We start from the raw sequence: 25010 nt of genomic DNA on the forward strand, positions 1-25010 counted from the left end.
TTTCCAGGCGGCGGTCGCCAAACCGCCCCAGCAGCAGATCCATCGCCATCTCCCGTCAGATGAACCCAATGAATCAGAGCTCGTCCACTCGCTCAATCGAGATGTGTGAACCTGCTAGCCCTGTGGGGGAGGTGTCGGCGCAGCCGACGGAGAGGGGAGTGTTTAGGAGATGGCCAAAGTCAGGATCGACGATCCTAAGCCTCCCCCCACCGGCGCTTCGCGCCGCCTCCCCCACGGGGGGAGGACTGCTCCCTACCCCTGCGCCAGCGCCTCGATGCGCTCGGACGCCGCGTCCAGCGCCTTGACCGCCCGGATCTCCACCCGCGTCTGTTCGGTCTGCAGGCGGGCCAGTTCGGACTGGGCGTGGGCCAGGCGCAGCTTCAAATCCGACAGCTCGTCGGCCAGCAGCAGGGCGCCCATCAGGAACAGCCGGGTCTCGCCCAGCTGGCCGACATCCTGGCTGACCTGGCGGACCTGGCGGTCAAACAGGCGGGCGATCTCCAGGAGGTGGGCTTCCTGCCCGTCTTCGCAGCCGACGTTATAGGGGCGGCCGTTCACCTGGACGGTCAGTTGCGCCATGCTCAGGCCTCCTTTTCCGGCCGGTCCAGATGGCCGCCGAACAGGTCGTCGCTCTGGTCTTCGAGCGCCTCCTCGTCGTCGTCATGGACGCCCTCGGTGATCAGGCTCTCGTCGCCCAGGGCGGCGCGGATCTCGGCGATGGCGCGGCCGAGGGCTTCGGACGCCTGTTCGCCGGCTTCTTCCAGAGCCCTTTCGCGAGCGCGGGCGGTTTCCAGCTCGGCGGCCAGCGCCTCGGCCTTCAACTCGGCGTTGGCGTCGAACAGGCCGGCGGACGCCTCGACTGGCGCGGTCGGACGCGCAGCGCGGTCGGCGGCCAGCTTCTGTTCCAGCTGGGCCACGGCGCGCTCGAGGCGGCGCGCGGCGAGCTCCAGGGCGTTGCCTTCGCCAGGGGTCATCGAGAGGGTCCAATCATCCGGCGCAACATATAGATCAGCGCCCGCTTCGCCACCCGCCATGGCGACAATTGGGCGACGAAACGGTGTTCATCACATTACCAAACGACGAGGCTGCGTTCCTGGGGTTGACTTCCCCGCCCCGCGTCGCAAAACGCCCCGTAAAATCAAGGTAACGTCGGTCGACCCGGCCGAACGCTCGTTAGGAGAAAGACCTCATGGCTCTTCGCGTCGCCATCAACGGTTTCGGCCGGATCGGACGTCTCGTCCTGCGCTCCATCGCCGAGCACGCGCGCCGCGACATCGAGGTCGTCGCGATCAACGACCTGGGCCCGGTCGAGACCAACGCCCACCTGCTGCGCTATGACAGCGTTCACGGCCGCTTTCCCGGCGTCGTCACCTCGGGCGAGGACTGGATCGACGTGGGCATGGGCAAGATCAAGGTCACGGCGATCCGCGACCCCAAGGACCTGCCGCACAAAGAGCTGAACGTCGACATCGCCTTCGAGTGCACCGGCATCTTCACCGCCCGCGACAAGGCCGCCCTGCACCTGGAAGCCGGCGCCAAGCGCGTGCTGGTCTCGGCCCCCGCCGACGGCGCCGACAAGACCATCGTCTACAAGGTCAATCACGAGGTCCTGACCGCCGACGACATCGTCGTGTCGAACGGCTCCTGCACCACCAACGCCCTGGCCCCGGTGGCCAAGGTGCTCAACGACCTGCTGGGCATCGAGCGTGGCTACATGACCACGATCCACAGCTACACCGGCGACCAGCCGACGCTGGACACCATGCACAAGGACCTCTACCGGGCCCGCGCCGCCGGCCTGTCCATGATCCCCACCTCGACCGGCGCCGCCAAGGCCCTGGGCCTGGTGCTGCCAGCCCTGAAGGGCAAGCTGGACGGCTCGTCGATCCGCGTGCCGACCCCCAATGTCTCGGTCATCGACCTGAAGGTCGTGCCGTCGCGCGACACCACGGTCGAAGAGGTGAACGCCGCCCTGCAGGCCGCCGCCGACGGCGAGATGAACGGCGTGCTGTTCACCACCACCGAGCCGCTGGTGTCGCACGACCTTAACCACATCGCCGCCAGCTCGACGGCCGCCCTGCCCCAGACCCAGGTCATCGAAGGCAAGCTGGTCCGCGTGCTCAGCTGGTACGACAACGAATGGGGCTTCGCGACCCGGATGGCGGATACCGCCCTGGTGATGGCGAAGTTCCTTTAGCAAAATGACCAAATGGGCGCTGACAGTTCTTCTGGTTCTGACAGCGCCCGTCGCCCTCCTGGGCGTCATGACCATGGCCGATGTCTTTGGCGCGCTCACAAGCGGCCAGTCGACCGAAGAATATTTTTCGCCCAACATCCCGATGAACTCGGTCCCGCTCTTCTTTCTGCCAGGATGGGTCGCGGCTTTGGCCTGGACCGTTCGCCTGTTTCGATCGAAGGCCATGCCTGGCAAGGCCCATCCAGCGCTTACTGCGCTTTTCGTCCTTATCCTGTCGGTGGGTATCGCGCTGATCGCCTTCGTGGTGATTGTCGCCGTCCTGTGGAGCAAGTTGTGAGGCGGGCGTCACAGTTTCATCCGAAGATTATCCCGAAGCCAGGTCTGAACCCATGCCCACTCGCCCCTCGCCCCCCCCCCCTCTAGAAGCGGTGAAGTTCCTCTGATGCGCTGGCTGGCCCTCGTCGGGATCGGACTTTTCGCGCCCCTGGCGGGCGCCGCCTGCTATCTAGCAGCTATGGTCGTCGTCGAAAGCGTATCCGCGTCTGGGCATCCGCCCGGTCTGAATTGGTGGACCGCCGCAGCAGTCTGCGCCGCCGTTACGGCCCTCTACCTTCGCGCCATCGCCGAAACCGTCAGCCTTCTGACGCCACACACCTCTCGCAAACTCAAGATCGCCGCCGCCGGCGCCGTCAGCCTGCTTTGCCTGCTGACGGCCATGCCTGGCGCGCTCATCATGAACGCTATCGCCACAGGTTCCTGACATGCCCTTCCGCACCCTCGACACCGCCGATCTCGCCGGCAAGCGCGCCCTGGTCCGGGTGGACTTCAACGTGCCGGTGGACGGAGGCAAGATCACCGACGACACCCGGCTGCGCGCGGCCCTGCCGACCATCCACTACCTGTCGACAAAGGGCGCCAAGGTCATCCTGCTGGCCCATTTCGACCGCCCCAAGGGCAAGGTCGTGCCGGAGATGAGCCTGGCCTTCGTGGCCGAGCCGCTGGGCAAGCTGCTGGAGCAGGAGGTGGCCTTCGCCGCCGACTGCGTGGGTCCCAAGGCCAAGGCCGTGGTCGACGCCATGGAAAACGGCGGCGTGGCTTTGTTCGAAAACGTCCGCTTCCACGCCGGCGAGGAGAAGAACGACGCCGACTTCGCCGCCCTGCTGGCGGAAAACGGCGACCTCTATGTCAATGACGCCTTCAGCGCCGCCCACCGCGCGCATGCTTCCACCGTGGCCCTGGCCCGCCTCCTGCCATCCTATCCGGGCCTGGCGATGCAGCGCGAGCTGGACGCCCTGGACGCCGCCCTGGGCAATCCCAAGAAGCCGGTGCTGGGCATCGTCGGTGGCTCCAAGGTCTCGACCAAGCTGGATCTGCTCAACAACCTGGTCGCCAAGCTGGATCGCCTGGCGATCGGCGGCGGCATGGCCAACACCTTCCTGTTCGCCCAGGGCCACGATGTCGGCAAGTCGCTCTGCGAGAAGGACCTGGCCGACACCGCCCGCCAGATCATCGCCACCGCTGAAAAGTCGGGCTGCGAACTGCTGCTGCCGGTCGACGTGGTGGTGGCCAAGAAGGTCGCCCCCGGCGTCGACGCCGAGACCCGCGACTTGGCCGATGTCCAGCCCGACGACCTGATCCTGGACGCCGGTCCCAAGAGCGCCCAGCGCCTGATCGAGGCTATGGACGCCTCCAACACCCTGATCTGGAACGGCCCGCTGGGCGTGTTTGAAGTGCCACCTTTCGACGAAGCGACTGTTTCGGCAGCAAAACACGCCGCCAAACTCGCGAAATCGGGTAAGATCGTCGCCGTGGCCGGTGGCGGTGATACCGTGGCGGCCTTGAACCACGCGGGCGTGTCGAGCGATTTCACTTTCGTCTCGACGGCCGGCGGCGCGTTTCTTGAATGGATGGAAGGCAAGACGCTTCCGGGTGTCTCGGTCTTGGAGGCATAGGCAGGAAAAAGACTTACCGGGTCCCCCCACGGACCGCTCATCCCGGCGAATGCCGGGACCCAGATTCATCTGGAGCGGCTCGCGGGCTTCACCTGGGTCCCGGCATGCGCCGGGATGAGCGGATGATAGATGGGCGAAGAACGCAAAGCGTCAAAAGCCCCAAAAACAAGAAACGGCCCAACCACTTCACGCTTGCAGGAGACACCACGTGGCGAGGATCACGCTAAGACAGCTATTGGACCATGCGGCGGAGCACAGCTACGCGCTGCCCGCCTTCAACATCAACAACATGGAACAGGGCCTGGCGATCATGGAGGCGGCGGAAGCTGTCAATTCCCCGGTCATCATCCAGGCCTCGCGCGGCGCGCGGAACTACGCCAACGACATCATGCTGGCCCGGATGATCGACGCTTTGGCCGAGATCTACCCCAACATCCCGGTGTGCATGCACCAGGACCATGGCAACGGCCCGGCCACCTGCGCCACGGCGATCCAGTACGGCTTCACCTCGGTGATGATGGACGGCTCGCTGCTGGAAGACGCCAAGACCCCCGCCACCTACGAGTACAATGTCGAGGTCACCCGCAAGGTGGTCCAGATGGCCCACAGCTGCGGCGTGTCGGTCGAGGGCGAGCTGGGGGTCCTGGGCTCGCTGGAAAGCGGCATGGGCGAGGCCGAGGACGGCCACGGCTTCGAGGGCAAACTCAGCCACGACGAACTGCTGACCGACCCCGACCAGGCGGTCGACTTCGTGCAGCAGACCGGCGTCGACGCCCTGGCCATCGCCATGGGCACCAGCCACGGGGCCTACAAGTTCACGCGCAAGCCCGACGGCGACGTCCTGGCCATGAACGTGATCGAGGACATCCACCACCGCCTGCCCAACACCCACCTGGTGATGCACGGCAGCTCCAGCGTTCCGCAGGACCTGCAGGACATCATCAACCAGTACGGCGGCGCCATTCCCCAGACCTGGGGCGTGCCCGTGGAAGAGATCCAGCGCGGCATCCGCCACGGGGTTCGCAAGGTCAATGTCGACACCGACAACCGTCTGGCGATCACCGGCGCGATCCGCAAGATCCTGGCCGAGCACCCGCACGAGTTCGACCCGCGCGCCTATCTGAAGCCCGCCAAGGAAGCCATGCGCAAGGTCTGCCAGGCCCGCTTCGTCGAGTTCGGCTCGGCCGGCCACGCCGACAAGGTCAAGGCCCTGTCCACCGCCACCATGGCCAAGCGCTATGCGTCCGGCGAACTGCACGCCAAGTTCGGCGAGGCGGCCAAGAAGGCGGCGGCAGAGTAGGGCTTAGGGTTCAAACCCGCCCAAAAACCCCGAGCGGAGATCGGGGTGAACAATCAGGCCTCCTCGGGCGACCGGGGAGGCCTTTTCCGTGCGCCTCAAGGCAACCCCCACCCTCGCCGGCCGTTACCTTGCCCCATTGGTTTCAAGGATACGCACGATGATACTTCCCAAGGGCGCCCTCGTGGCCGTCGTCGATGGCGAGAAACTGGTGATGTTCAAGAACACCGGCGACCAGACGCCCGAACTGACGGCCCTGCCCACCCCCGACATCGACGGCGACGGCGGCGGTACGGGCGGCCACGCCTCCAGCTCGGCCAATCCCGACGAAAGCACCAAGTCGGAGGATGGCTACGCCGCCGGCGTCGCCGCCGCGCTGAACAAGCAGGCCCTGACCAACCAGTTCGAGCACCTGTTCGTCGTCGCCGCCCCCAAGACGCTCGGCGAGTTGCGCAAGCATTGGCACAAGGCGCTGGAAGCCAAGCTGGTCGGCGAACTCGCCAAGGACCTGACCGGCCAATCCGCCGACGCGATCGCCACGGCCATCGCCCACGCCTGACCGGCGCCTGCGCGCGGCAAAAAGGCCTCCCAGAGCAATCTGGGAGGCCTTTTTCTCGCCTGGATTTGAGGTGCTATCCGGGCTGGGCGGCCGCGTTCTAGAGCATTTTTCGAGCGAAGTGGTTCCGGTTCGCGTGAAGAAAAATGCGTCAAAACAGAAGATTAGAGCTCACGGCCTGACGCAGTCAGGTCGGGAAATGCTCTAGTCGGCGACGCCGCAGGGATTGGGACGGGTCATGGCCGAGGTTCAAACCACTTTTCCCGGCGCGCCGGCCAAGGCCTCCCTGGCCCTGGTCACAGGGGCCTCGTCGGGGATCGGCCAGGCCTTCGCCCGGGCCCTGGCCGCGCGAGGCCACGACCTGGCGCTGGTCGCCCGCCGGGCCGACCGGCTGGAGGCCCTGGCCGCCGAGCTTTCCGCCGCCCATGGCGTCACCGCCTTCGCCATCCCAGCCGACCTGTCGCTGATGGGCGCCGAGGCCACCGTGCTGGAGGCGATCCGCACAAGGATGGAGAGGCGTTGGCCTGACTAAAATCCGCTTGCCCGGCGAAGGCCGGGGCCCAGATCCCGGAGCGGTGTGGTGGGTTGCAAGAGCTCAGAGCTTCTGGCGTCAGCCCCGCCGCCATTCCATCTGGACCCCGGCCTTCGCCGGGAAGACGGATTTAAAGCGGAGGATAGGCATGCGTCCCGCCGTTGGGGTCTTCGACCGCGCCCGGGGCGGCCAGGTAGTCGGGCCCGATCGGGACCTTGCCGTGACCGTCGGGGATGTCGAGCACATAGGTCGGCTGACACAGGCCCGAGAACCGGCCCCGGATCTGGCGCATCAGGGCGCGGCCCTCGTCCACGGTGGTTCGCAGATGGCCGGTGCCCGGCGCGTGGTCGCCATGGTGAAGATAGTAGGGTCGGATGCGCGCCTCCACGAACGCACGCATCAGCAGGCCCAGCGTCTCGGGGTCGTCATTGACGCCGCGCAGCAGCACGGTCTGGCTCAGCATGGGGATTCCGGCGTCGATGATCCTCGCGCAGGCCGCTCGCGCCGCCGGCGTCAGCTCCCGCGCATGGTTGGCGTGCAGGGCGACATAGACCGCCTTGCCGGGGACCTTGAGGGCTGCGACCATCTCAGCGGTGATCGCCGCCGGATCGACCGCCGGCACGCGGGTGTGAAAACGCACGACCTTGACATGGTCGATGGCGGCCAGCCGCTCGCCGATGTCGCGCAGCCGGCGCGGCGACAGCACCAGCGGGTCGCCGCCGGTGACGATGACCTCCCATATGTCCGGGCGGTCGGCGATATAGGCGAAGGCGTCGTCCAGCTGGGCGGGCGTCAGGCTTCGCAAGCCTTCCGGCCCGACCATTTCGCGGCGAAAGCAGAACCGGCAATAGACCGCGCAGGTGTGGGTGGGCTTCAGCAGCACCCGATCGCGATAGCGGTGGACGATCCCCTCGACCGGGCTGTGGGTCAGGTCGCCGATGGGGTCGGCGGTCTCGGCCGGTGTCTGGATCAGTTCGGCCTCGTGCGGCAGGAACTGGCGGGCGATGGGATCGCTCTCGTTGGCCGGGTCGATCAGCTCGACCATGGCCGGCGTGATCGCCACCGCGTACCGGGCCGCCACCTGCTCGAGCGCGGGCAGTCGCTCCGGAGCGATCAGGCTGGCGTCGGCCAGCGCCTGGGCGCTGCGGAGGGTGCGGGCGGGGGTCATGAGGCCGGCGGTATGGCGGATTGAAGCGACTGACGCAATGCGGCCCACTGACGGGGACATGCCCTTGGGCGTGTCCCCGTCGGTTGGAGGTGTAGCGCCTAGCCGCCCGCCACCGGCGTCCACATCACCTGATCCACCCGGCTCGCCCCGGCCGCCAGCATCACCAGCCGGTCGAAGCCTAGGGCCGAGCCGGAGGCGTTGGGCATGATCGCCAGGGCCGCCAGGAAGTCCTCGTCCAGCGGGTAACGCTCGCCATAGACCCGGGCCTTCTCGTTCATCTCGGCCTCGAACCTGCGGCGCTGTTCGGCGGCGTCGGTCAGTTCGCCGAACGCATTGGCCAGCTCGACGCCGCAGGCATAGAGCTCGAACCGTTCGGCCACGCGGGGGTCGCCGGGCTTGGGCCTAGCGAGGGCGGCCTCGGCGACGGGGTATTCGCAGAGGATCGTCGCGCGGCCGACGCCGAGATTAGGCTCGACCTTCTCGACGATCACCCGGCTGAACACATCGGCCCAACTATCATCTCCTGCAACGCGGATCCCGACGGCGGTCGCCGAAGCGGCCAGAGCGTCGCGGTCCGTAGAACCGTCCGCGCCGATCGAGGCCAGCAGATCGACCCCCGCGTGGCGCGCGAAGGCCTCCGCCACCGTCACCTGCTCGGGCGCGGCGAAAGGATCGCAGATCTTGCTCCGGAAGCGAAATTCCCGCGTTCCGGCGGTTTCGGCCGCCAAGGCCACCAGCGCGGCGCAGTCGTCCATCAGCGTCTGGTACGGCGCGTCCACCCGGTACCATTCCAGCATGGTGAACTCGGGATGGTGCAGCGCCCCGCGCTCGCGATTGCGCCAGACCTTGCCGAAGTCGAAGATCCGCCGCTCGCCCGCCGCCAGCAGCTTCTTGCAGGAAAACTCCGGCGAGGTGTGCAGGTAAAGCGGCGCGGCCTCCCCCGAAAGGGTCACGGCGGCGGTCTCGAAGGCGTGAAGATGGGCCTCGTTGCCGGGCGACACCTGCAGGGCCGCGGTCTCGACCTCGATGAAGTCCTGACCCTCGAACCAGGCGCGGAACGCGGCCTTGATCCGGTTGCGGACCAACAGGAACGGCCGCCGGTCGGCGTGGCTTTCTGGGCGCCACCAGGGCGAGGCGGAGGCAAGCGGCACTGGAAAGTCCCTCGGGCGGGGTGGCGAACTTGGCGGGGATCGCTATAGGAGGGCGATATCTAACGCAATTCGCGCGCTCTCGGGCCGGCGCGAGACCTAAGGACAAGATTAAGTGAAAGTCGCCGCCAGCTCGCTCAGGAAGGGTTTCGTCGTCGATATGAACGGCAAGCTCTACGTCGTTCTCAACGTCGAAAACATTCACCCAGGCAAGGGCACCCCGGTGACCCAGCTGAACATGCGCCGCATCTCCGACGGCGTGAAGGTGTCGGAACGTTACCGCACGACCGAGACCGTCGAGCGCGCCTTCGTCGACCAGCGCGACCACACCTTCCTGTACCAGGACGGCGAGGGCTATCACTTCATGAACCCGGAAAGCTTCGACCAGTTGACCGCCACGCCGGAAGTGATCGGCGACCTGGGCGCCTATCTGCAGGAAGGCATGGTCGTTCAGCTGTCGACCCACAACGACCTGCCGATCTCGCTGGAACTGCCGCGCACCGTGACCCTGGAAATCGTCGAGACCGAACCCTCGGTGAAGGGCCAGACGGCGTCGTCGTCGTACAAGCCGGCGATCCTCAGCAACGGCGTGCGCACCATGGTGCCGCCCTATATCGCCGCCGGCACGCGAGTGGTCATCCTGACGGAAGACGGCTCGTATCAGGAACGGGCGAAGGACTAATCGTCAGACCGGAGGGCGGCGAATACTTGCCCCCACCTGGCGACTTCGTCTCCTGTCCGCCCCCATAGGGAGCGGAGCCCAACCGGGCGAGCTCCGCCCCCTATGGGGGCGGACAGACCGCGAAGCGCTCAGGTGGGGGCAAGTGCGTGAGCTGCTACCACTTCAGCACCCACCGCCCGAGCAACGCCCCCAGCGCCCCGGTTCCCAGCACGCCGAGCGTGTACCAGACCCCCACGAACACCATGGTGCTCTCGCCGCAGTGCAGGCCGTAGACCGTGGCCGCCACGCCGCCGGCGAAGGCTCCCGCCGCGAAGCCGGTCAAGGTGGGCCGGGTCGGGGCCATGCCGCGCAAGACCAGCAGGGTCGCCGCCAGGCCGGGCAAGGCCAGAATCAGGATATTGCGGGCGCAGACCGTCCAAGAGTCGCCGCGCAACATGGCCATTCTCTGGTCGGGCTCGCTGAGCACACCCTGTGTCAAGCCGGCGACCAGGAACAGCGTCAGCACCGCCGCCCCGAAGGTCAGGGCCCGGCGAGGCGCGCCGTCCGGCCGGGCCAGGCGCTCCAGCGCCCAGAAGCCAGCGATCGCCAACAGCGCCGTGTAGCTGGCCTTCATCCAGAACATCCGGCCGGTCATCGCCTGCGCCAGGTCGGCGCGGGTGTGCAGCCAGGCCAGCACCAGCACCAAGGCCGCCAGGGCGCCAGCCCCCGCGACCCCCACGAGGCGGCGCTGCACCGCGCGGCCCGGAATGGCGCGCGGGGCGGTGGCCAGCTGATCGATCAGATCATCCGTCCGCACGACCACGCATCCTTTCGCGAAGAGACTTGAGCGCCCGGTGCAGGGCGACCTTGGCCGCGCCTTCCGAAACCCCGGCGCGTGCGCCAGCTTCCGCAAGGCTGAGGCCGTCGATCTTGACGCCGCGCACCAGGTCGCGCTGGCGTTCGGGCAGGGTGTCCAACGCCCGACCCAGGTCCAGCGTCGAGCCGGGGTCGGGAGCATAGGCGGCCAGGATCTCAACATCGTCGTCGAGCGGCACGGTCAGGCGAATGCGGCGGCGGCGCCAGTAATCGATCAGCTTTTAGCGCGCCAGGGCGAAGGCCCAGGGGGTGAACGGCTGGGCGCGATCATAGGTCGCGCGCCGGGTATGCACCGCCATCAGGGTCTCTTGCACCAGGTCCTCCACATCGCCGGGCGCGTCGCGCATGCGGCGCTCGAAATAGGCGCGCAGACGACCACCAAGCTGCGACAGCAACAACCGATATGCCGGCGCGTCGCCGTCCAGGCCCAGCAGCATCAGCGCCTCCAGGTCGGCTTCGGATATTTTTGATCGTCCTTGACCGGGGCGGAACGGCAAGGCCGCTTCTGGACTTCACCAGCCGCCGTAAACCGGCGCGAACCGGTGCTCCAGGGCATCGACCTCGCGTTCGGCGTCGCGGCGCGCCCACTCGGCGCGGCGGCCGTCCTCGACGGCGGAGCGCTGTTCGCTGCGCAGGCGGTTTAGGCGGTCGCGCAGTTCGTGCTTCTGCTCGTCGTTGAGCTTGGGATTGCGCAGTTCGTCCTCGACGCCCCTCGCGTCACGGTCGCGCTTCTCTGCCCGGCGATCGGCGCTGTCGCGGTCGGACATCGCCTGGTTGAGCCGCGAGGCGGCCGCGTGGACCAGCTTGCCGTCGGCATAGGCCGCCAGGAAGTCGCCTTCGATCCGTTCCGGACAGACCCCGGCATAACCGTTGCCCTGGCGACCTTGCTGAAAGCCGCGCGGCGGCGTGCAATAAAGTTTCAGGCCCTGGTCGCGAGCCGCGAAATAGGGGGCGGGATCGGGGGCGACGCCCGCCTTGGCGCAGGCCTTGGCGTGGTCGTCCAGCCGGCTCTGCGGACGCCCCGCCTCGCCATCCTTGAAACCGACGCCAGCCCAGTCGCCCTGCAGGCAGGCGTCCTTGCTCATGGTTTCACAACTGGCCAGCAGCAGCGTGCCGGCCAGGATCGGGATCAGCAACAAAGGACGCATGGAAACCCTCCCCCAGACGATGTTGGAGGAAGCTAAAGCTTGACCGCATGAACGGTCGATGAACCGTGTTATTTTAATGCACCGTAACGCGTGGGCGCTTCCAGAGCTCTTCGGTCAGAGCGTTGGCGAAGCCTAGCCAGCCGAGATAGGGGCTGGAAAAGCCCGAGGCCGGGACGACCAGCTTGCGCGCCTGGATCGCATAGGCCCCCGAGGCCGCCAGCGACGCCGCCGCGGCGCCCAGTTGCCCGCCGAGACGCTTGGCCCCCAGGGCCAGCCACAGAGCGTTGAAGCCCTGGACCAGGCTCCACAGGGTCAGCGCCCGAGTGCGGGTAGGACTGGACGGCGCGTTCCAGATCCGCAGGCCCGACAGGGTCATGGCGATGAAAAGCGGCGGGAGGATCAGGCTGGTCAGCTTCTTGGGCTGGTGCGCCACCGGCTCGTGCATTTCGGCGTAGCCGACGGCGTATTCCTCGTCGTCGATCATCCGCTCGTGACGGCGCCCCAGCAGGGTGGACACCAGGATCGCCCCGCCAGCCAGGGCCAGGCCGAGGGCCAGTTGGGCGCCGGCCGAGGTCGGGGTATCGTCTTTCATGTCGATCTCGAACGACTCGCGGCCGGCGTGGGCCCGCCTCCCGTGGGATCTACCGTTCGGGATGTGCATGCCGGGACTCCTCGCGAAACATGGCTGTAACCCTTTCAGCTGCACCTTGGTTCCAGATGGCCGGCGATAGGGCTCTCCGCGCGGAGGGCCTACGCCGGCAGTTCGCCCACGGCGCTCTGCAGGTAGTTCTGTTCGCCCAGCGCCCTGACCAGACCCAGCTGCATTTCGAGGAAGTCGATGTGCTCCTCGGTGTCGGTCAGGATCTCGCGCAGCAGTTCACGGCTGACATAGTCGCGGGCCTGTTCGCACTGGATGATGCCGGGGATCAGGGTCTCGCGGCCACCGATCTCGACCGACAGGTCCGAGGCCAGGCACTCGGGGATCGTCTCGCCGATCTTCAGCTTGTGCAGATCCTGCAGATTGGGCAGGCCCTCGAGGAACAGGATGCGGCTGATCAGCTTGTCGGCGTGCTTCATCTCGCCGATGGACTCGTCATAGGTGATCTTGCCCAGGCGCTTGAATCCCCAGTTGTCGTACATCCGCGCGTGCAGGAAGTACTGGTTCACCGCCGTCAGCTCATTGGTGAGCACCGCGTTCAAGAGCCGGATGATGCCGGGATCGCCTTGCATGGCGGGTCTCCTCAGATTCGAAAGTCGAGGCGACCGTGATCCATCGCTCGGACGGCTTCAACCGCTATGTCTGCAAGTGTATCTCAGCCTCACGGAAAAGCGTGAGACGGTTTCACGGTCGCCTATTCGGCGGCGTAGGCCAGGGCTTGTTGGTTGTCCTGGATCATCTGGCGCATTTCGCACACGCACTTGGCGCACTGGGCCTGGCAGCCCTTGTGACGAAAAACCTCCGCCGGGCGGGTGGCGCCAGCGTCGATGGCGGCGCGCACGTCGCGCTCGCGGATGCCGTTACAGTTGCAGACGTACAAGGAAGTCGTTCCCGCCGAATGATTGTCATTCTCATGTAGCGGAGGCATGGAGATTTTGCAACTGACTCGCAGTGCGGCAAATCCCCTCCCCCTGTGGGACAGGTGTGGGCGAAGCCAACGGAGGGGGGAGTGGTCGGCAGCCAGCCGCACCAGGATCGACGATACCAACACTCCCACCACCGGCCTTCGGCCGCCTCCCCCACAGGGGACAGGACTTGATCCAGCCCTCGCCCGACGCGTCAAATCGGCGTAATCCAGCCCCATGACCGACTGCCGCCTCTATTTAATCACCCCGCCGACCCTCGACGACCTGGCCGCCTTCGCGCGGACCCTCGCCGAGGCCCTGGACGGCGGCGACGTGGCCGCCTTGCAGATCCGGCTGAAGGACGCGTCGGACGAGGCGATCGCGGCGGCCGTCGAGGCTCTGTCGCCGATCGCCCGCGCCCACGACGCAGCGGTGATCCTCAACGACCGCCCCGACCTCGCCGCCCAGACCCGCTGCGACGGCGTCCACATCGGCCAGGACGACATGCCCCTCGCCCAGGCCCGCAAGCTGATGGGCCAGGGCGCGATGATCGGCGTCACCTGCCATGACAGCCGTCACCTGGCCATGGAGGCCGCCGAGGCTGGCGCCGACTACGTCGCCTTCGGGGCCTTCTTCCCGACCACCACCAAGGACGCGCTCACCACGGCCGATCTCGAGATCCTGTCGATCTGGCAGGAGACCATGGAGGTCCCCTCGGTGGCGATCGGCGGCGTCACGGCGGAAAACGCCGCCCCGCTGGCCACGGCGGGGGCAGACTTCCTGGCCGTCTCCGCCGGGGTGTGGAAGCATGTCGGCGGCCCGGCTGCCGGCGTCGCGGCGCTGAACGCGGCGATCGCGGAAGGGCTGGCGGCGCGCGGTTAAAAGCCCTCTCCCGGAGGGGAGAAGGAGGGGCCCGCGCGAAGCGTGGGAGGGTGAGGGGTCACACCGTCAGCCGGAGCGCCGCGCCAATGGCCTCGGCCACGCCACCAGGGTCGGCCAGCACAGTTTCGTTGCCAAACCGCAGGACGCGATACCCGCAGCGCTGCAGCACTTCGGTTCGTTGGGCGTCATAATCTTCACGACCCTCGTGGGTTGGGCCGTCGAGTTCGACGATCAGATGCGCGTCCACACACACGAAGTCGGCGAAGTAGCGATCAATTGGAACCTGGCGGCGAAACTTGTAACCCTCGAGGCGGCGACCGCGAACGATGGGCCACAGCTTTTCCTCGGCCATGGTTTGGTTTCGGCGCAGGCGGAGAGCGTTGGCGATTGGATCCATGGCGCGAGCTTGGCTTGGCTCATGACCGTGGCAAGCAAAGTAACCGGGGTTTCACTTTCGGCGGCGTAACCCCTCACTCTCCCACCACCTCGTGGCGGGTCCCTCACTCTCCCCTCCGGGAGAGGGTTTCCGAGGTCGCCTTGCTTTCACGCGCCTCCACGACTAGGTATCGCGCCCAGTTTCTCGATCTTTCTATCCGCCCGCATGCCTATCCCCCGCCGTCACTTCCATGACGCTGCGCAGGGGGACCCTTGAGGATTTCCGTCTTGGCCACCGCTTCCGCCCTCCTGAACGTGATGATCGACGCCGCTCGCAAGGCGGCCCGCGGCTTGGCCCGCGACTTCGGCGAGGTCACCGAATTGCAGGTTTCCAAGAAGGGTCCCGCCGACTTCGTGACCGCCGCCGACCAGAAGGCCGAGCAGGTGATCTTCGAGATTCTCGAAAAGGCTCGCCCCGGCTACAGCTTCCTGGGCGAGGAGCGCGGCATGGTCGAGGGCACCGACAAGACCCACACCTGGGTTGTCGACCCGCTGGACGGCACCACCAACTTCCTGCATGGCATCCCCCATTTCGCGGTCAATATCGCCCTGCAGCGCGAGGGCGAGGTGGTGGCCGGCGTCACCTACAACCCCATCACCCACGACCTGTTCTGGGTCGAAAAGGGCAAGGGCGCCTATCTGGGCGCCGAGAAGCGCCTGCGCGTCGCCGCCCGGCGTCACCTGGACGAGAGCGTGCTGGCCACCGGCGTGCCGTTCCTGGGCAAGCCCGGCCACGCCCAGTTCCTCAAGGAGTTGCACCAGATCAGCCAGAAGGTGGCCGGGGTGCGTCGTTTCGGCGCGGCCTCGCTGGATCTGGCCTGGGTCGCGGCCGGGCGCTTCGACGGCTTCTGGGAACGCAATCTCAAGCCCTGGGACGTGGCGGCCGGCGTGCTGATGGTCACCGAGAGCGGCGGCAAGGTCTCGACCATCGACGACGGCGGCAACCCGGTGGACGGTGTCTCGATCCTGGCCACCAACCAGGAACTGCACGGACTGGTGCTGGAAAAGCTGCAGGCGGCTTAAGCTGCTCCCTCACCGTCTCCCCGGCCTTCGCCGGGGAGACGGTTTAGACACAAAAACGCCCCGGGCTCTCACCCGGGGCGCTTCTGTATTACGCCTGTCGCGTCTTAGCGGCAGACGGTCCGCTCGTACATCGTGCCGCGATAGCGGTCGTAGTCGCGGGTCGTCCAGCAGTCGCGGTCCTGGCTCTCGGTGTAGCCATAGGGTTGGGCATAGCCGTAGGATTGGGCATAGCCGTTGGGCTGGGCGTAGCCGTAGGACTGGGCGTAGCCGTTGGGTTGGGCGTAGCCGTTGGGTTGGGCGTAGCCGTAGGGCTGGGCGTAGCCATAGCCGTTATAATAGCGCGGCGACTGGCGCGGCTGGGCGTAGGCGTAACCCCGGCTGTAGTGGTTGTTGCTACTGCTGCCAGCGATGGCTGCGCCAAGCGCCAGGCCGATGATGCCACCGGCGATCGCGACGCCGGCGTCGTTGCCGTGATGACTCCGGCCGGCGTAGCCGCCGCCATAGCCGCCATTGCCGCCATAGCGGTAGGACTGAGCCGAGGCGGCGGTCGCGCCGGCGACCATGGCCAAGGCCGCGACGCCCGCTGCGACACGGCCAATCGTGGTCTTGAGATTGCGGTTCATGACGCTGTGTCCTTTCTGGAAAGGCGGTCCGAACGGCCGTCTCCATCTTGAGATCGATCTTCAGGCCCGATGGCTGAACGCAGGCTGAACGGGGGCGTCAGCTTCGAAAAGCGTCCGATTTGTTCACCTTTGCGCGCGAAGGTGCGGGTTACGACGGCGCCCAGAACGGGCGCCGATGGCTCGAAGGCGACCAGGCGATGTCCAGGAACGTGGCTTACACGGCCGGCGAGGATCTGCAGATCCTGTCGTTCGAAGTCGGGACCCAGACCTATTGCGTGCCCGTGGGCGCGGTCCGCGAGATCCGCGGCGTCACGCCGGCCACCCCCCTGCCCGACGCGCCGCCCTATGTGCGCGGCGTCATCAATCTGCGCGGCCAGGTCATGCCGGTCATCGACCTGTCCGAACGCCTGGGCAAGGGCGTCGCGCAAGACAGCGCCCGCCAGGTGATCATCGTGGTCGAGCACCATGACGACGTCGCCGGCCTGCTGGTCGACGCCGTCTGCGACAGCTTCATCGTCGCGGCCAGCGCCATCAGCCCGCCCCCGCCGCTGGGCGAGGAGGCCTCGCCCCTGGTCGCCGCCGTCATCACGACGGAGACCACGATGGTCGTGCTGCTGGCCGTCGACGCCATCCTGCCCGAGCGCAAGGTGGCGCTGGCGGCTTAGGGACCACGATTGGGGACAGGCGCATGCGCCTGTCCCCAGCCCTGCCCCGGCCTCCAAACATTTGTTCGAATAACCCCTTCCTTCGCCCCCCGCCCCACCGCTAGGGTCTCCCGCAACAACAAGGGAGATCGCCGATGAAGGCCGCCGTTCTGCGCGAAGTGGGTCAGCCGCTCCAGATCGAGGACGTCTCGATCGGCAAGCCGGGCCCGCATGAGGTGCTGATCCGCACCAAGGCCGCCGGGGTCTGCCATTCCGACCTGCACTTCATCGAAGGCTCCTATCCCCATCCCCTGCCCGCCGTGCTGGGTCATGAGAGCGCCGGGATCGTCGAGGCGGTGGGCTCCGAGGTTCGCACCGTCAAGGTGGGCGACCATGTGATCACCTGCCTCAATCCCTATTGCGGCCACTGCGAGGTTTGCCTGACCGGCCACATGAACCTGTGCATCAGCCCCGAGACCAAGCGCGCCAAGGGCGACGAGCCCCGACTGTTCAAGGAAGACCTGGCCGGTCCCAGCAAGATGGCCCAGTTCCTGAACCTGTCGTCCTTCGCCGAGATGATGCTGGTGCACGAGCACGCCTGCGTCGCCATCCGCAAGGACATGCCCTTCGACCGCGCCGCCCTGATCGGCTGTTCGGTGATGACCGGGGTGGGCGCAGTGATCCACACCTCAAGCGTCCGGCCCGGCGAGACGGTGGCGGTGATCGGCTGCGGCGGCGTGGGCCTGGCCACCATCAACGGCGCGGCGATCGCCGGCGCGGGGCGGATCATCGCCATCGACCGCGTGCCGGCCAAGCTGGCGCTGGCCAAGACGTTCGGCGCCACCGACCTGATCAACGCCAATGACGGCGACGCGGTGAAACAGGTTCAGGAGCTGACCGGCGGCGGCGTGCACCACAGCTTCGAGGCCATCGGCCTGAAGGCCACCGCCGAGCAGTCGTTCAAGATGCTGCGCCGGGGCGGCACGGCCAACATCATCGGCATGATCCCGGTCGGCACGATGATCGAGCTGCACGGCGCCGACTTCTTGGGCGAGCGCAAGATCCAGGGCAGCTTCATGGGCAGCAACCGCTTCCCGGTCGACATGCCTCGCTTGGTCGACGCCTATATGGCCGGCAAGCTGAAGCTGGACGAACTGATCTCGCGCCGCATCGAGCTGGAGGACGTCAACTCGGCCTTCGACGAGCTTAAGCGCGGCGAACTGGCGCGCTCGGTGATCGTGTTCGACTGATATTCCTTCTCCCCTTGCGGGAGTAAGGTGGCGTCCAAAGGCCGACGGATGAGGGGTCGAAAGCCCTGTCGGCCGCAATGGTGGCATGACTGAACGCGATGGCGCCGTCTGGTAGACCCCTCATCTGACCCGCTGCGCGGGCCACCTTCTCCCGCAAGGGGGAGAAGGACCACGTTCCCCAAAGGCAACGCTTTCTTGAACTCTGCCTGCGCATAATGTCGCACCACCACACGTTGCGATGGGGCAGTAGAGTGAAGTTGAGCGAGTTTCTCGACGATGGGCTGGAAGGCGCGCTGTTGGTCATGGGCCGGCGAAGCCGGGTGGTCCGCATCTGCGTCAGCCTGATGATCGACGGCTTGCTGCTGGCCAATTTCGGCTGGAAGGCGGCTGGCGGCTGGTTCGCGGTCAATGTGGCGCTCGAGGCCTGGCTGCTGTTCCATCAGGTCCGGGCCGGCAAGAACCGCTACCCCTCGCCCCTGGTGCGGCTGGGCACGGTGGCGGCGTTCAGCGGGGCCTGGTCGATGATGGCCGCCCTGACCTGGATCAACGGTTCGCCGGCCATGAAGTTCGCCGGCCTGCTGATCCTGTTTGGCCTGCTGCTCGAAGCCCTGAAATACGCCGTGCTCAGCCGCGCCGCCTTCGTCGCCCTGGCGCCCTTCCCGGTGGCCGCCCTGATCATCGCGCCGATCGTGTTCGGCGGCTTTCGCGGCTGGGAGATGGGCTTCGCGATCACCGTCCTGCTCGGCCTGGGCGCCTATCTGAGCAACGCCGCGCGGCTGATGCGCGCCAACGCTCACGCCCTTGAGGAGGCCAAGGCGCAGGCGCAGGCCGCCAACCTGGCCAAGTCAGCCTTCCTGGCGATGATGAGCCACGAGCTGCGCACGCCGATGAACGGGGTGATAGGCATGGCCCACGCCCTGGCCGCGACCCGGCTGGACCACCGCCAGACCGACTATCTCGACACCATCGTCCAGTCCGGAGACGGACTGATGACCATCCTCAACGACATTCTCGACCTGTCGAAAATCGAGGCCGGCAAGCTGGAGCTGGAAACCGCCAGCTTTGACGTCGCCGAACTGGGCCGTCAACTTCACCGCCTGTGGGTCGAGACGGCCCGCGCCAAGGGCGTCGACCTGGTGCTCGACATCGCGCCCGACACGCCGGCCTGGCTGGCCGGCGACGCGGCCCGCGTGCGCCAGGTGCTGCTGAACCTGATCTCCAACGCCCTGAAGTTCACCCTGGAGGGCGGCGTCCGCATCGCCATCGCTTGCGCTGAAGGCGGCGGCGTCGAGATCGTGGTCGCCGACACCGGCATCGGCATGTCGCCCGAGCAACTGGCCCGGCTGTTCCAACCCTTCGCCCAGGGCGAGGCCTCGACCACGCGCCGGTTCGGTGGTTCGGGCCTGGGCCTGTCGATCTGCCACCACCTGGTGACCTTGATGGGCGGACGGATTTCGGCGACCAGCCGGTCCGACCTCGGCTCGACTTTCCGGGTGACCTTGCCGCTGGCCCAGGCGGCAGCTCCCGTCGCCGTTCTGCCGGTCGCCCGCGGCGCCGGGCTGGAAGGCCGGCGCATCCTGGTGGTCGACGACAACCAGGTGAACCAGATCGTCGCCAAGGCCCTGCTGGAAGCGGTCGGCGCCGTGGTCAGCCTGGCCGATGACGGCCGCCACGGCCTGGACCGCCTGGCCGCCGAGGACTTCGACCTGGTCTTGATGGACCTCCACATGCCGACGATGGACGGCGTCGAGGCCCTGGCCCGCATCCGGGCCGGCGAAGGCGGTCGCGACGACATCCCGGTCATCGCTCTGACCGCCGACGGCATGTCGGGCGAGGCCGAGCGCCTGATGGGCCTGGGCTTCGACGACGTGCAGCACAAGCCGATCCAACCGGCTCTGCTGATGCGGGCCGTGGCGGAGTGGTGCCATGCGCCGCGACGAGAACTCTTGGCCAAGGCCTCGTAAATACCGCTCAGCCCGGCGAATGCCGAGACCCAGATCCAAGGTCGCTGAGGATGATTGGAGAGGCGCGGCGCCATTGTCGTCAGCCCCATCGCCATTCCATCTGGGTCCGGGCATTCGCCGGGATGAGCGGATCGGAGATATCCACAGCGTCCCAATCGAACTCTGGACGAACCGATCATGCCGCGTGCGAAAATCATCGGTTCCGCCTATGTTGACCGCTACCCGCCATGCGTTTCGACGACCACTTCCTGGACGAACTGAAGAACCGCCTTCGCCCTTCCGACGTGATCGGAAAATCGGTGAAGCTGCGGCGGCAGGGGCGCGAATATGCGGGGCTGTCGCCGTTCACCAAGGAAAAGAGCCCGTCGTTCTTCGTCAATGACGACAAGGGCTTCTACCACTGCTTCTCCAGCGGCAAGCATGGCGACATCATCAGTTTCCTGCAGGAAACCGAGCGGCTGACCTTCACCGAGGCGGTCGAGCGGTTGGCGGCCGAGGCCGGCATGGCCCTGCCCGAGCCGGACGCTCGCGCCGCGCAAGAAGACAAGAAACGCGCCACCCTGACCGACTGGATGGACCTGGCCGCCGCCTGGTTCGAGAGCGAGCTACGCCGTCCCGTCGGCCAGGCGGCCCGCGACTACCTGGTCCGCCGCGCCTTGCCGCAGGACCAGTGGAGCCCTTTTCGTTTGGGCTTTTCACCCTCCGGGCGAACCGCGCTGAAGGACTATCTGATCGCCAAGGGCGCTTCGCCGGGCGAACTGGTCGAGGCCGGCCTGCTGATCGCGCCCGAGGACGGCGGCGCGCCCTATGACCGGTTCCGCGACCGGATCATCTTTCCGATCACCGACACCCGGGGCCGGGTGGTGTCGTTCGGCGGCCGGGCCATGGATCCCGCCGCCCGCGCCAAATATCTGAATGGCCCCGAGACCACGCTCTTCCACAAGGGCCGGCTGCTGTATGGCCTGTACGAGGCCCGCAAGCTGCTGCACGCCGCCCAGGCCGCCGCCGGTCCCGAGAAGGGCGTCGAGCAGACGCCGCTGATGGTGGTCGAGGGCTATATGGACGTCATCGCCTGCCAGCGGGCGGGCCTGCCGGCCGTGGCGCCCATGGGCACGGCCATGACCGAGGAGCAGATGGAGGTGCTGTGGCGCCTGCATCCCGAACCCATCCTCAGCTTCGATGGCGACAAGGCCGGCCAGCGCGCCGCCAGCCGGGCCATCGACCGCGCCCTGCCGCTGCTCAAGCCCGGCCGGTCGTTCAAGTTCTCTATGGTGACCGGCGGCAAGGATCCCGACGACGTGTTGCGCGAACAGGGCGCGGCGGCGCTGAAGAGCCAGATGACGGCGACCACCCCCTTCGTCCAGGCCTTGTTCGACCGCGAACGTGACCTGGAGCCTCTGGACACCCCCGAGCGCAAGGCGGGCTTCAAGCAGCGGCTGCGGGCCGCGGCCGGCACGATCGCTGACAAGGACCTGGCGGCGGCCTATCGCGACGACCTCTATGCCCGGCTGGACGCCCTGTTCCCCAAGCCGGGCTATGGCAGCGGCCAGAGTGGCGGCGGCGAGGGCCGTCCTTGGGTCCCGCGCGCCCAGTGGAAGGGCGGCAGGGATCGCGCGCCGCCCGATCCGGGCATCCGGGGCGTTGCTCGGGCCGAGATCGGCACGCGGCTCAAGCCCTTCCACGCCGCCGTGGCCATCGCCGCCCTCGACCATCCCGCCTGGGCGCGCTCCTATGACGAGGCCATCGAGCGCATCGGCTTTGGCGATCCCCGCCTCGCGCCCCTGGCGGCCGAACTGTTCGACGCCCTGTCCGACGATATCAGCGACGACGTCGCCTTCCGCGACATCTTGACGCGCAAGGGCCTGGGCGAGCAGGTCGCCGAGGTCGAGCGCGTGGCCGCCGCCATCAGCGCGCCCTTCCTCGATCCCAAGATGGAGCCCCACCGCGCGAGGGCCCTGTGGTCGGCCTGCTACGAAGCCCTGGTCGAGATCGGCGACAGCGAGCGCGCGCTGGGGTCCCTCCGCCGCGAAGCCGTCACCGCCGAGACCCTGACAGCGACCCGCGACCTGCGGGTGCGGATCGGGGTGCTGGAACGGCGGATCAGCGGGCTGGAGTTCTGGGAAGCGCCGGTGACGGTGCTACCGATCACGTAGATTGATAATCCGCTCATCCCGGCGAATGCCGGGACCCAGATACATCCTGAGCGTCGCGCAATTAGGCGTTCAAATTCAATCCGACAAACAGGTCCCGCCAATCTGGATTGGCTTCTTCGATCAGCATCAGCTTCCAGGAACGGCGCCATTCCTTGATCCGGCGCTCACGCTTAAATGCTTCGTCGCGGGACTCATAAACCTCATACCAAACAAGCATGACGCAGCCGTATTTGGCCGTGAAGCCCCCTCGGCTTTCATCCCGATGCTCCTCGATGCGGCGCAGCAAATCGTCAGTCGAACCGATATAGAGCGTGCCGTTTCGCTGGCTGGCGACGATGTAGGTATAGAAAGCCATGCTCGTATATCCGCGCACGTTCATGACTGGCGAAAGCAGAAAAACGGGGGTTTCGATTTAGGCGCCATGGATGGATCTGGGTCCCGGCACTCGCCGGGATGAGCGGATTATCAAGACTGGCATCAAAGAGCGTGCGCCTATCCCGTCTTGACTCCGGCGTCATGCGACGCCATCTGGCGACTCACGGATTTGCCACGCTGCTGATTGACATCGCTCGGGCCGCCATTTGCATGTGCGCGCCCTCCTTGAAACAGGATGTCACCCTCGTCGCCGCCAGGTCCCAGTGGCTGCTGAAACCTCTCGAAGGTCGATGCTGATCACGCCCGAAGTCAGCGCCTCCGCAATGAGCCTAGCTCGCGGAGCGTTCAGCCATGGCTCTTCGGCGCGTGTCAGGTGTTTTCCTTGAGAATTTTTCAGCGATGCGCTGGAAGCGTGAACGGACGGCAGGGCGCGATGCGCAGGCGACCCACCATTTAGACATTTCACGGCGCGCGCCACGAACCAGGCGCCGCGCCGTTTCGGAGACTTGAATGAGCACGACGACGACTGATGGAGCCGAACCCCCCGAATCCGGTGGCGGCGATGGTCCCCTGCTCGACCTCACCGATGCCGGCGTAAAGAAGTTCATCAAGCAGGCCAAGGCCCGCGGCTACGTCACCATGGACGAGCTGAACAAGGTTCTGCCGTCGGAAGAAGTGACGTCCGAGGCCATTGAAGACACCCTCGCCATGTTGAGCGAGATGGGCGTCAACGTGGTCGAGGCCGAAGAGGACGCCGAGACCTCGGAAGGCGGCGAAGTCGTCGCCCGCGAGGACAACCAGCAGGTCATCACCAGCGACAAGCCGGCGGCCTATGACCGTACGGACGATCCCGTGCGGATGTATCTGCGCGAGATGGGCAGCGTCGAGCTGCTGTCGCGCGAAGGCGAAATCGCCATCGCCAAGCGCATCGAGGCCGGCCGCGACACGATGATTCGCGGTCTGTGCGAAAGCGCCCTGACCTTCGAGGCGATCATGGTCTGGCGCGAGGAGCTCGGCACCGGCCGCATCCTGCTGCGCGAAGTGATCGACCTGGAAGGCACCTATGCCGCGATCAACGGCGTGGCCGCCGCGCCTGCCGCCGAGGACGCCGAGCCCGCCGAACCGGCCGAGTCCGACCCCGACGCTCCCAAGGCCGAGGGTGACGATGACGAGGACGATTTCGACGACGGCGCCGGCCCGACGGTCAGCGCCATGGAAGGCGAGTTGCGCGAAGGCGTGATGGCCATCCTGGATGCGATCGCCAGCGAGTTCGAGACCTTCCGCAAGCTGCAGGACAAGCTGGTCGGCAGCCGCCTGAAGGGCGCCGATCTCAGCGACGCAGACCGCAAGGCCTATGAAGGCCTGTCGACCACGATCATCCAGCATCTGAAGACGCTGAAGCTGAACAACAACCGCATCGAGGCGCTGGTCGAGCAGCTCTATGCGATCAACAAGCGCCTGATCGGTCTCGAAGGTCGCCTGCTGCGCCTGGCCGACAGCTATGGCATCAGCCGCAGCGAGTTCCTGAAGGCCTATTTCGGCTCCGAGCTGAACCCGAACTGGGTTGAGCAGGTCAAGGCCATGGGCGTGCGCTGGACCAAGTTCGTCGAGAACGACAACAACTCGGTCGGCGACATCCGTCAGGAAATCGCCGCCCTGGCCACCGAGACCGGCGTGCCGATCGACGACTATCGCCGCATCGTCCAGACCGTTCAGAAAGGCGAGCGCGAAGCTCGTCAGGCCAAGAAGGAGATGGTGGAAGCCAACCTCCGTCTCGTGATCTCGATCGCCAAGAAGTACACCAACCGCGGCCTGCAGTTCCTGGACCTGATCCAGGAAGGCAATATCGGCCTGATGAAGGCCGTCGATAAGTTCGAATATCGCCGCGGCTACAAGTTCTCGACCTACGCCACCTGGTGGATCCGTCAGGCGATCACCCGCTCGATCGCCGACCAGGCGCGGACCATCCGCATCCCGGTGCACATGATCGAGACGATCAACAAGATCGTCCGCACCAGCCGCCAGATGCTGCACGAGATCGGCCGCGAGCCGACCCCCGAAGAGCTGGCCGAAAAGCTGGCCATGCCGCTGGAAAAGGTCCGCAAGGTCCTGAAGATCGCCAAGGAGCCGATCAGCCTCGAAACGCCGATCGGCGACGAGGAAGACAGCCACCTGGGCGACTTCATCGAGGACAAGAACGCCATCCTGCCCATCGACGCGGCCATCCAGAGCAATCTTCGCGAGACAACGACGCGCGTGCTCGCGTCGCTGACCCCGCGGGAGGAACGCGTGCTGCGGATGCGTTTTGGTATCGGCATGAACACCGACCACACCCTGGAAGAGGTCGGCCAGCAGTTCTCGGTCACCCGCGAACGCATCCGGCAGATCGAGGCCAAGGCGCTGCGCAAGCTCAAGCACCCGAGCCGGTCGCGCAAGCTGCGGTCGTTCCTGGACAGCTAGGCGCACATCGCGGCGCGCGCATCTCTAGAGCATTTTTCGAGCGAAGTGGTTCCGGTTCGCGTGAAGAAAAATGCGTCAAAACAAAAGATTAGAGCTCACGGCT

The 25010-nt window shown here is 66.6% G+C and carries 29 protein-coding genes; 15 read left to right on the plus strand and 14 right to left on the minus strand.

The genetic code is table 11. The features are described from left to right. Positions 1 to 252: 252 nt before the first annotated feature. Both ACP7AG_RS14975 and ACP7AG_RS14980 read right to left on the minus strand, forming a co-directional pair. The gene (locus ACP7AG_RS14975) at positions 253 to 579 is read right to left on the minus strand and encodes a cell division protein ZapA (protein ID WP_426014572.1); all 327 of its coding nucleotides are present in this window, start codon (positions 577 to 579) and stop codon (positions 253 to 255) included. 2 nt (positions 580 to 581) lie between these two features. Continuing rightward, complete coding sequence (locus ACP7AG_RS14980) at positions 582 to 974, minus strand: hypothetical protein (protein WP_426014570.1); 393 nt, start codon at positions 972 to 974, stop codon at positions 582 to 584. A 215-nt stretch (positions 975 to 1189) separates the two neighbouring features. On the opposite strand from ACP7AG_RS14980, the gene gap reads away from it, so the two are divergent. The 7 genes from gap to ACP7AG_RS15015 all read left to right on the plus strand — a co-directional run bounded on the left by gap (position 1190) and on the right by ACP7AG_RS15015 (position 6534). Then, a complete protein-coding gene (gene gap / locus ACP7AG_RS14985; protein WP_426031771.1) occupies positions 1190 to 2197 on the plus strand; it encodes a type I glyceraldehyde-3-phosphate dehydrogenase in 1008 nt (335 codons plus the stop codon). A gap of 4 nt (positions 2198 to 2201) precedes the next feature. After that, the gene (locus ACP7AG_RS14990) at positions 2202 to 2534 is read left to right on the plus strand and encodes a hypothetical protein (RefSeq protein WP_426031773.1); all 333 of its coding nucleotides are present in this window, start codon (positions 2202 to 2204) and stop codon (positions 2532 to 2534) included. Positions 2535 to 2639: 105 nt separating this feature from the next. Beyond that, complete coding sequence (locus tag ACP7AG_RS14995; RefSeq protein WP_426031775.1) at positions 2640 to 2957, plus strand: hypothetical protein; 318 nt, start codon at positions 2640 to 2642, stop codon at positions 2955 to 2957. A gap of 1 nt (position 2958) precedes the next feature. Beyond that, a complete protein-coding gene (locus ACP7AG_RS15000) occupies positions 2959 to 4149 on the plus strand; it encodes a phosphoglycerate kinase (protein WP_426031777.1) in 1191 nt (396 codons plus the stop codon). A gap of 208 nt (positions 4150 to 4357) precedes the next feature. Continuing rightward, entirely contained in the window at positions 4358 to 5449 is a 1092-nt protein-coding gene (gene fba, locus ACP7AG_RS15005) for a class II fructose-bisphosphate aldolase (protein WP_426014565.1), read from the plus strand. Between the two features lie 157 nt (positions 5450 to 5606). After that, positions 5607 to 6005, plus strand: a complete 399-nt coding sequence (locus ACP7AG_RS15010) for a host attachment family protein (RefSeq protein ID WP_426014563.1) — start codon at positions 5607 to 5609, stop codon at positions 6003 to 6005. 235 nt (positions 6006 to 6240) lie between these two features. Continuing rightward, on the plus strand, positions 6241 to 6534 hold the full coding sequence (locus tag ACP7AG_RS15015) for an SDR family NAD(P)-dependent oxidoreductase (protein WP_426031779.1): 294 nt from the start codon (positions 6241 to 6243) through the stop codon (positions 6532 to 6534). Between the two features lie 130 nt (positions 6535 to 6664). Here the strand turns inward: ACP7AG_RS15015 and ACP7AG_RS15020 are convergent, their stop codons facing one another. Further along, positions 6665 to 7702 (minus strand): lysine-2,3-aminomutase-like protein, encoded by a 1038-nt coding sequence (locus tag ACP7AG_RS15020; protein WP_426031781.1) that lies wholly within the window; start codon positions 7700 to 7702, stop codon positions 6665 to 6667. Between the two features lie 98 nt (positions 7703 to 7800). Next, entirely contained in the window at positions 7801 to 8853 is a 1053-nt protein-coding gene (epmA, locus tag ACP7AG_RS15025; RefSeq protein ID WP_426031783.1) for an EF-P lysine aminoacylase EpmA, read from the minus strand. A gap of 112 nt (positions 8854 to 8965) precedes the next feature. On the opposite strand from epmA, the gene efp reads away from it, so the two are divergent. After that, positions 8966 to 9532 (plus strand): elongation factor P, encoded by a 567-nt coding sequence (gene efp, locus ACP7AG_RS15030; protein WP_426014554.1) that lies wholly within the window; start codon positions 8966 to 8968, stop codon positions 9530 to 9532. Between the two features lie 154 nt (positions 9533 to 9686). On the opposite strand, the gene ACP7AG_RS15035 is transcribed toward efp, so the two are convergent. The 7 genes from ACP7AG_RS15035 to ACP7AG_RS15065 all read right to left on the minus strand — a co-directional run bounded on the left by ACP7AG_RS15035 (position 9687) and on the right by ACP7AG_RS15065 (position 13073). Further along, on the minus strand, positions 9687 to 10328 hold the full coding sequence (locus ACP7AG_RS15035) for an NrsF family protein (RefSeq protein ID WP_426031785.1): 642 nt from the start codon (positions 10326 to 10328) through the stop codon (positions 9687 to 9689). Continuing rightward, the gene (locus ACP7AG_RS15040) at positions 10315 to 10566 is read right to left on the minus strand and encodes a sigma factor-like helix-turn-helix DNA-binding protein (protein ID WP_426031787.1); all 252 of its coding nucleotides are present in this window, start codon (positions 10564 to 10566) and stop codon (positions 10315 to 10317) included. The genes ACP7AG_RS15035 and ACP7AG_RS15040 overlap by 14 nt, the downstream gene beginning before the upstream one ends. A gap of 42 nt (positions 10567 to 10608) precedes the next feature. Beyond that, entirely contained in the window at positions 10609 to 10884 is a 276-nt protein-coding gene (locus tag ACP7AG_RS15045; RefSeq protein WP_426031789.1) for a sigma factor, read from the minus strand. 15 nt (positions 10885 to 10899) lie between these two features. Then, a complete protein-coding gene (locus ACP7AG_RS15050; RefSeq protein ID WP_426031791.1) occupies positions 10900 to 11535 on the minus strand; it encodes a DUF2799 domain-containing protein in 636 nt (211 codons plus the stop codon). A 73-nt stretch (positions 11536 to 11608) separates the two neighbouring features. Continuing rightward, the gene (locus tag ACP7AG_RS15055; RefSeq protein WP_426014548.1) at positions 11609 to 12127 is read right to left on the minus strand and encodes a tryptophan-rich sensory protein; all 519 of its coding nucleotides are present in this window, start codon (positions 12125 to 12127) and stop codon (positions 11609 to 11611) included. Between the two features lie 158 nt (positions 12128 to 12285). Beyond that, entirely contained in the window at positions 12286 to 12765 is a 480-nt protein-coding gene (gene bfr, locus ACP7AG_RS15060; protein ID WP_426014546.1) for a bacterioferritin, read from the minus strand. A gap of 122 nt (positions 12766 to 12887) precedes the next feature. Continuing rightward, a complete protein-coding gene (locus ACP7AG_RS15065; RefSeq protein ID WP_426014544.1) occupies positions 12888 to 13073 on the minus strand; it encodes a (2Fe-2S)-binding protein in 186 nt (61 codons plus the stop codon). A gap of 262 nt (positions 13074 to 13335) precedes the next feature. Here ACP7AG_RS15065 and thiE point away from each other — a divergent pair, with 262 nt between their 5' ends. After that, a complete protein-coding gene (gene thiE / locus ACP7AG_RS15070; protein ID WP_426031793.1) occupies positions 13336 to 13980 on the plus strand; it encodes a thiamine phosphate synthase in 645 nt (214 codons plus the stop codon). Between the two features lie 58 nt (positions 13981 to 14038). On the opposite strand, the gene ACP7AG_RS15075 is transcribed toward thiE, so the two are convergent. Further along, entirely contained in the window at positions 14039 to 14377 is a 339-nt protein-coding gene (locus ACP7AG_RS15075; protein ID WP_426014540.1) for an endonuclease domain-containing protein, read from the minus strand. 266 nt (positions 14378 to 14643) lie between these two features. Here ACP7AG_RS15075 and ACP7AG_RS15080 point away from each other — a divergent pair, with 266 nt between their 5' ends. Next, complete coding sequence (locus ACP7AG_RS15080; protein WP_426014538.1) at positions 14644 to 15438, plus strand: inositol monophosphatase family protein; 795 nt, start codon at positions 14644 to 14646, stop codon at positions 15436 to 15438. A 104-nt stretch (positions 15439 to 15542) separates the two neighbouring features. On the opposite strand, the gene ACP7AG_RS15085 is transcribed toward ACP7AG_RS15080, so the two are convergent. Next, on the minus strand, positions 15543 to 16061 hold the full coding sequence (locus ACP7AG_RS15085; protein ID WP_426031795.1) for a hypothetical protein: 519 nt from the start codon (positions 16059 to 16061) through the stop codon (positions 15543 to 15545). A 197-nt stretch (positions 16062 to 16258) separates the two neighbouring features. On the opposite strand from ACP7AG_RS15085, the gene ACP7AG_RS15090 reads away from it, so the two are divergent. From ACP7AG_RS15090 to dnaG, 4 genes are all read left to right on the plus strand, one after another. Beyond that, entirely contained in the window at positions 16259 to 16726 is a 468-nt protein-coding gene (locus tag ACP7AG_RS15090) for a chemotaxis protein CheW (RefSeq protein ID WP_426031797.1), read from the plus strand. Positions 16727 to 16860: 134 nt separating this feature from the next. After that, positions 16861 to 17955 (plus strand): Zn-dependent alcohol dehydrogenase, encoded by a 1095-nt coding sequence (locus ACP7AG_RS15095; RefSeq protein WP_426031799.1) that lies wholly within the window; start codon positions 16861 to 16863, stop codon positions 17953 to 17955. A 251-nt stretch (positions 17956 to 18206) separates the two neighbouring features. Beyond that, the gene (locus tag ACP7AG_RS15100) at positions 18207 to 19919 is read left to right on the plus strand and encodes an ATP-binding protein (protein WP_426031801.1); all 1713 of its coding nucleotides are present in this window, start codon (positions 18207 to 18209) and stop codon (positions 19917 to 19919) included. 227 nt (positions 19920 to 20146) lie between these two features. Beyond that, the gene (dnaG, locus tag ACP7AG_RS15105; protein ID WP_426031803.1) at positions 20147 to 22072 is read left to right on the plus strand and encodes a DNA primase; all 1926 of its coding nucleotides are present in this window, start codon (positions 20147 to 20149) and stop codon (positions 22070 to 22072) included. Between the two features lie 61 nt (positions 22073 to 22133). Here dnaG and ACP7AG_RS15110 read toward each other — a convergent pair whose 3' ends face one another. Beyond that, positions 22134 to 22427 (minus strand): GIY-YIG nuclease family protein, encoded by a 294-nt coding sequence (locus ACP7AG_RS15110; RefSeq protein ID WP_426014527.1) that lies wholly within the window; start codon positions 22425 to 22427, stop codon positions 22134 to 22136. 530 nt (positions 22428 to 22957) lie between these two features. Between ACP7AG_RS15110 and rpoD the strand changes: the two genes are divergently transcribed. Beyond that, entirely contained in the window at positions 22958 to 24907 is a 1950-nt protein-coding gene (gene rpoD, locus ACP7AG_RS15115; protein ID WP_426014524.1) for an RNA polymerase sigma factor RpoD, read from the plus strand. Positions 24908 to 25010: the final 103 nt, after the last annotated feature.

The sequence above is a fragment of the Caulobacter sp. DWP3-1-3b2 genome (assembly GCF_049896325.1).
Classification (GTDB): Bacteria; Pseudomonadota; Alphaproteobacteria; order Caulobacterales; family Caulobacteraceae; genus Caulobacter.

What these genes read in the sequence shown, in the direction of transcription:
- ACP7AG_RS15020 (WP_426031781.1), bottom strand. Translation starts at nt 7,702, where the DNA reads ATGACCCCCGCCCGCACCCTCCGCAGCGCCCAGGCGCTGGCCGACGCC.
- ACP7AG_RS14975 (WP_426014572.1), bottom strand. Translation starts at nt 579, where the DNA reads ATGGCGCAACTGACCGTCCAGGTGAACGGCCGCCCCTATAACGTCGGC.
- gap (WP_426031771.1), top strand. Translation starts at nt 1,190, where the DNA reads ATGGCTCTTCGCGTCGCCATCAACGGTTTCGGCCGGATCGGACGTCTC.
- ACP7AG_RS15110 (WP_426014527.1), bottom strand. Translation starts at nt 22,427, where the DNA reads ATGGCTTTCTATACCTACATCGTCGCCAGCCAGCGAAACGGCACGCTC.
- ACP7AG_RS15085 (WP_426031795.1), bottom strand. Translation starts at nt 16,061, where the DNA reads ATGAACCGCAATCTCAAGACCACGATTGGCCGTGTCGCAGCGGGCGTC.
- ACP7AG_RS15075 (WP_426014540.1), bottom strand. Translation starts at nt 14,377, where the DNA reads ATGGATCCAATCGCCAACGCTCTCCGCCTGCGCCGAAACCAAACCATG.
- ACP7AG_RS14980 (WP_426014570.1), bottom strand. Translation starts at nt 974, where the DNA reads ATGACCCCTGGCGAAGGCAACGCCCTGGAGCTCGCCGCGCGCCGCCTC.
- ACP7AG_RS14995 (WP_426031775.1), top strand. Translation starts at nt 2,640, where the DNA reads ATGCGCTGGCTGGCCCTCGTCGGGATCGGACTTTTCGCGCCCCTGGCG.
- ACP7AG_RS15050 (WP_426031791.1), bottom strand. Translation starts at nt 11,535, where the DNA reads ATGCGTCCTTTGTTGCTGATCCCGATCCTGGCCGGCACGCTGCTGCTG.
- ACP7AG_RS15015 (WP_426031779.1), top strand. Translation starts at nt 6,241, where the DNA reads ATGGCCGAGGTTCAAACCACTTTTCCCGGCGCGCCGGCCAAGGCCTCC.
- ACP7AG_RS15010 (WP_426014563.1), top strand. Translation starts at nt 5,607, where the DNA reads ATGATACTTCCCAAGGGCGCCCTCGTGGCCGTCGTCGATGGCGAGAAA.
- ACP7AG_RS14990 (WP_426031773.1), top strand. Translation starts at nt 2,202, where the DNA reads ATGACCAAATGGGCGCTGACAGTTCTTCTGGTTCTGACAGCGCCCGTC.
- ACP7AG_RS15095 (WP_426031799.1), top strand. Translation starts at nt 16,861, where the DNA reads ATGAAGGCCGCCGTTCTGCGCGAAGTGGGTCAGCCGCTCCAGATCGAG.
- ACP7AG_RS15090 (WP_426031797.1), top strand. Translation starts at nt 16,259, where the DNA reads ATGTCCAGGAACGTGGCTTACACGGCCGGCGAGGATCTGCAGATCCTG.
- ACP7AG_RS15000 (WP_426031777.1), top strand. Translation starts at nt 2,959, where the DNA reads ATGCCCTTCCGCACCCTCGACACCGCCGATCTCGCCGGCAAGCGCGCC.
- bfr (WP_426014546.1), bottom strand. Translation starts at nt 12,765, where the DNA reads ATGCAAGGCGATCCCGGCATCATCCGGCTCTTGAACGCGGTGCTCACC.
- thiE (WP_426031793.1), top strand. Translation starts at nt 13,336, where the DNA reads ATGACCGACTGCCGCCTCTATTTAATCACCCCGCCGACCCTCGACGAC.
- dnaG (WP_426031803.1), top strand. Translation starts at nt 20,147, where the DNA reads ATGCGTTTCGACGACCACTTCCTGGACGAACTGAAGAACCGCCTTCGC.
- rpoD (WP_426014524.1), top strand. Translation starts at nt 22,958, where the DNA reads ATGAGCACGACGACGACTGATGGAGCCGAACCCCCCGAATCCGGTGGC.
- ACP7AG_RS15055 (WP_426014548.1), bottom strand. Translation starts at nt 12,127, where the DNA reads ATGAAAGACGATACCCCGACCTCGGCCGGCGCCCAACTGGCCCTCGGC.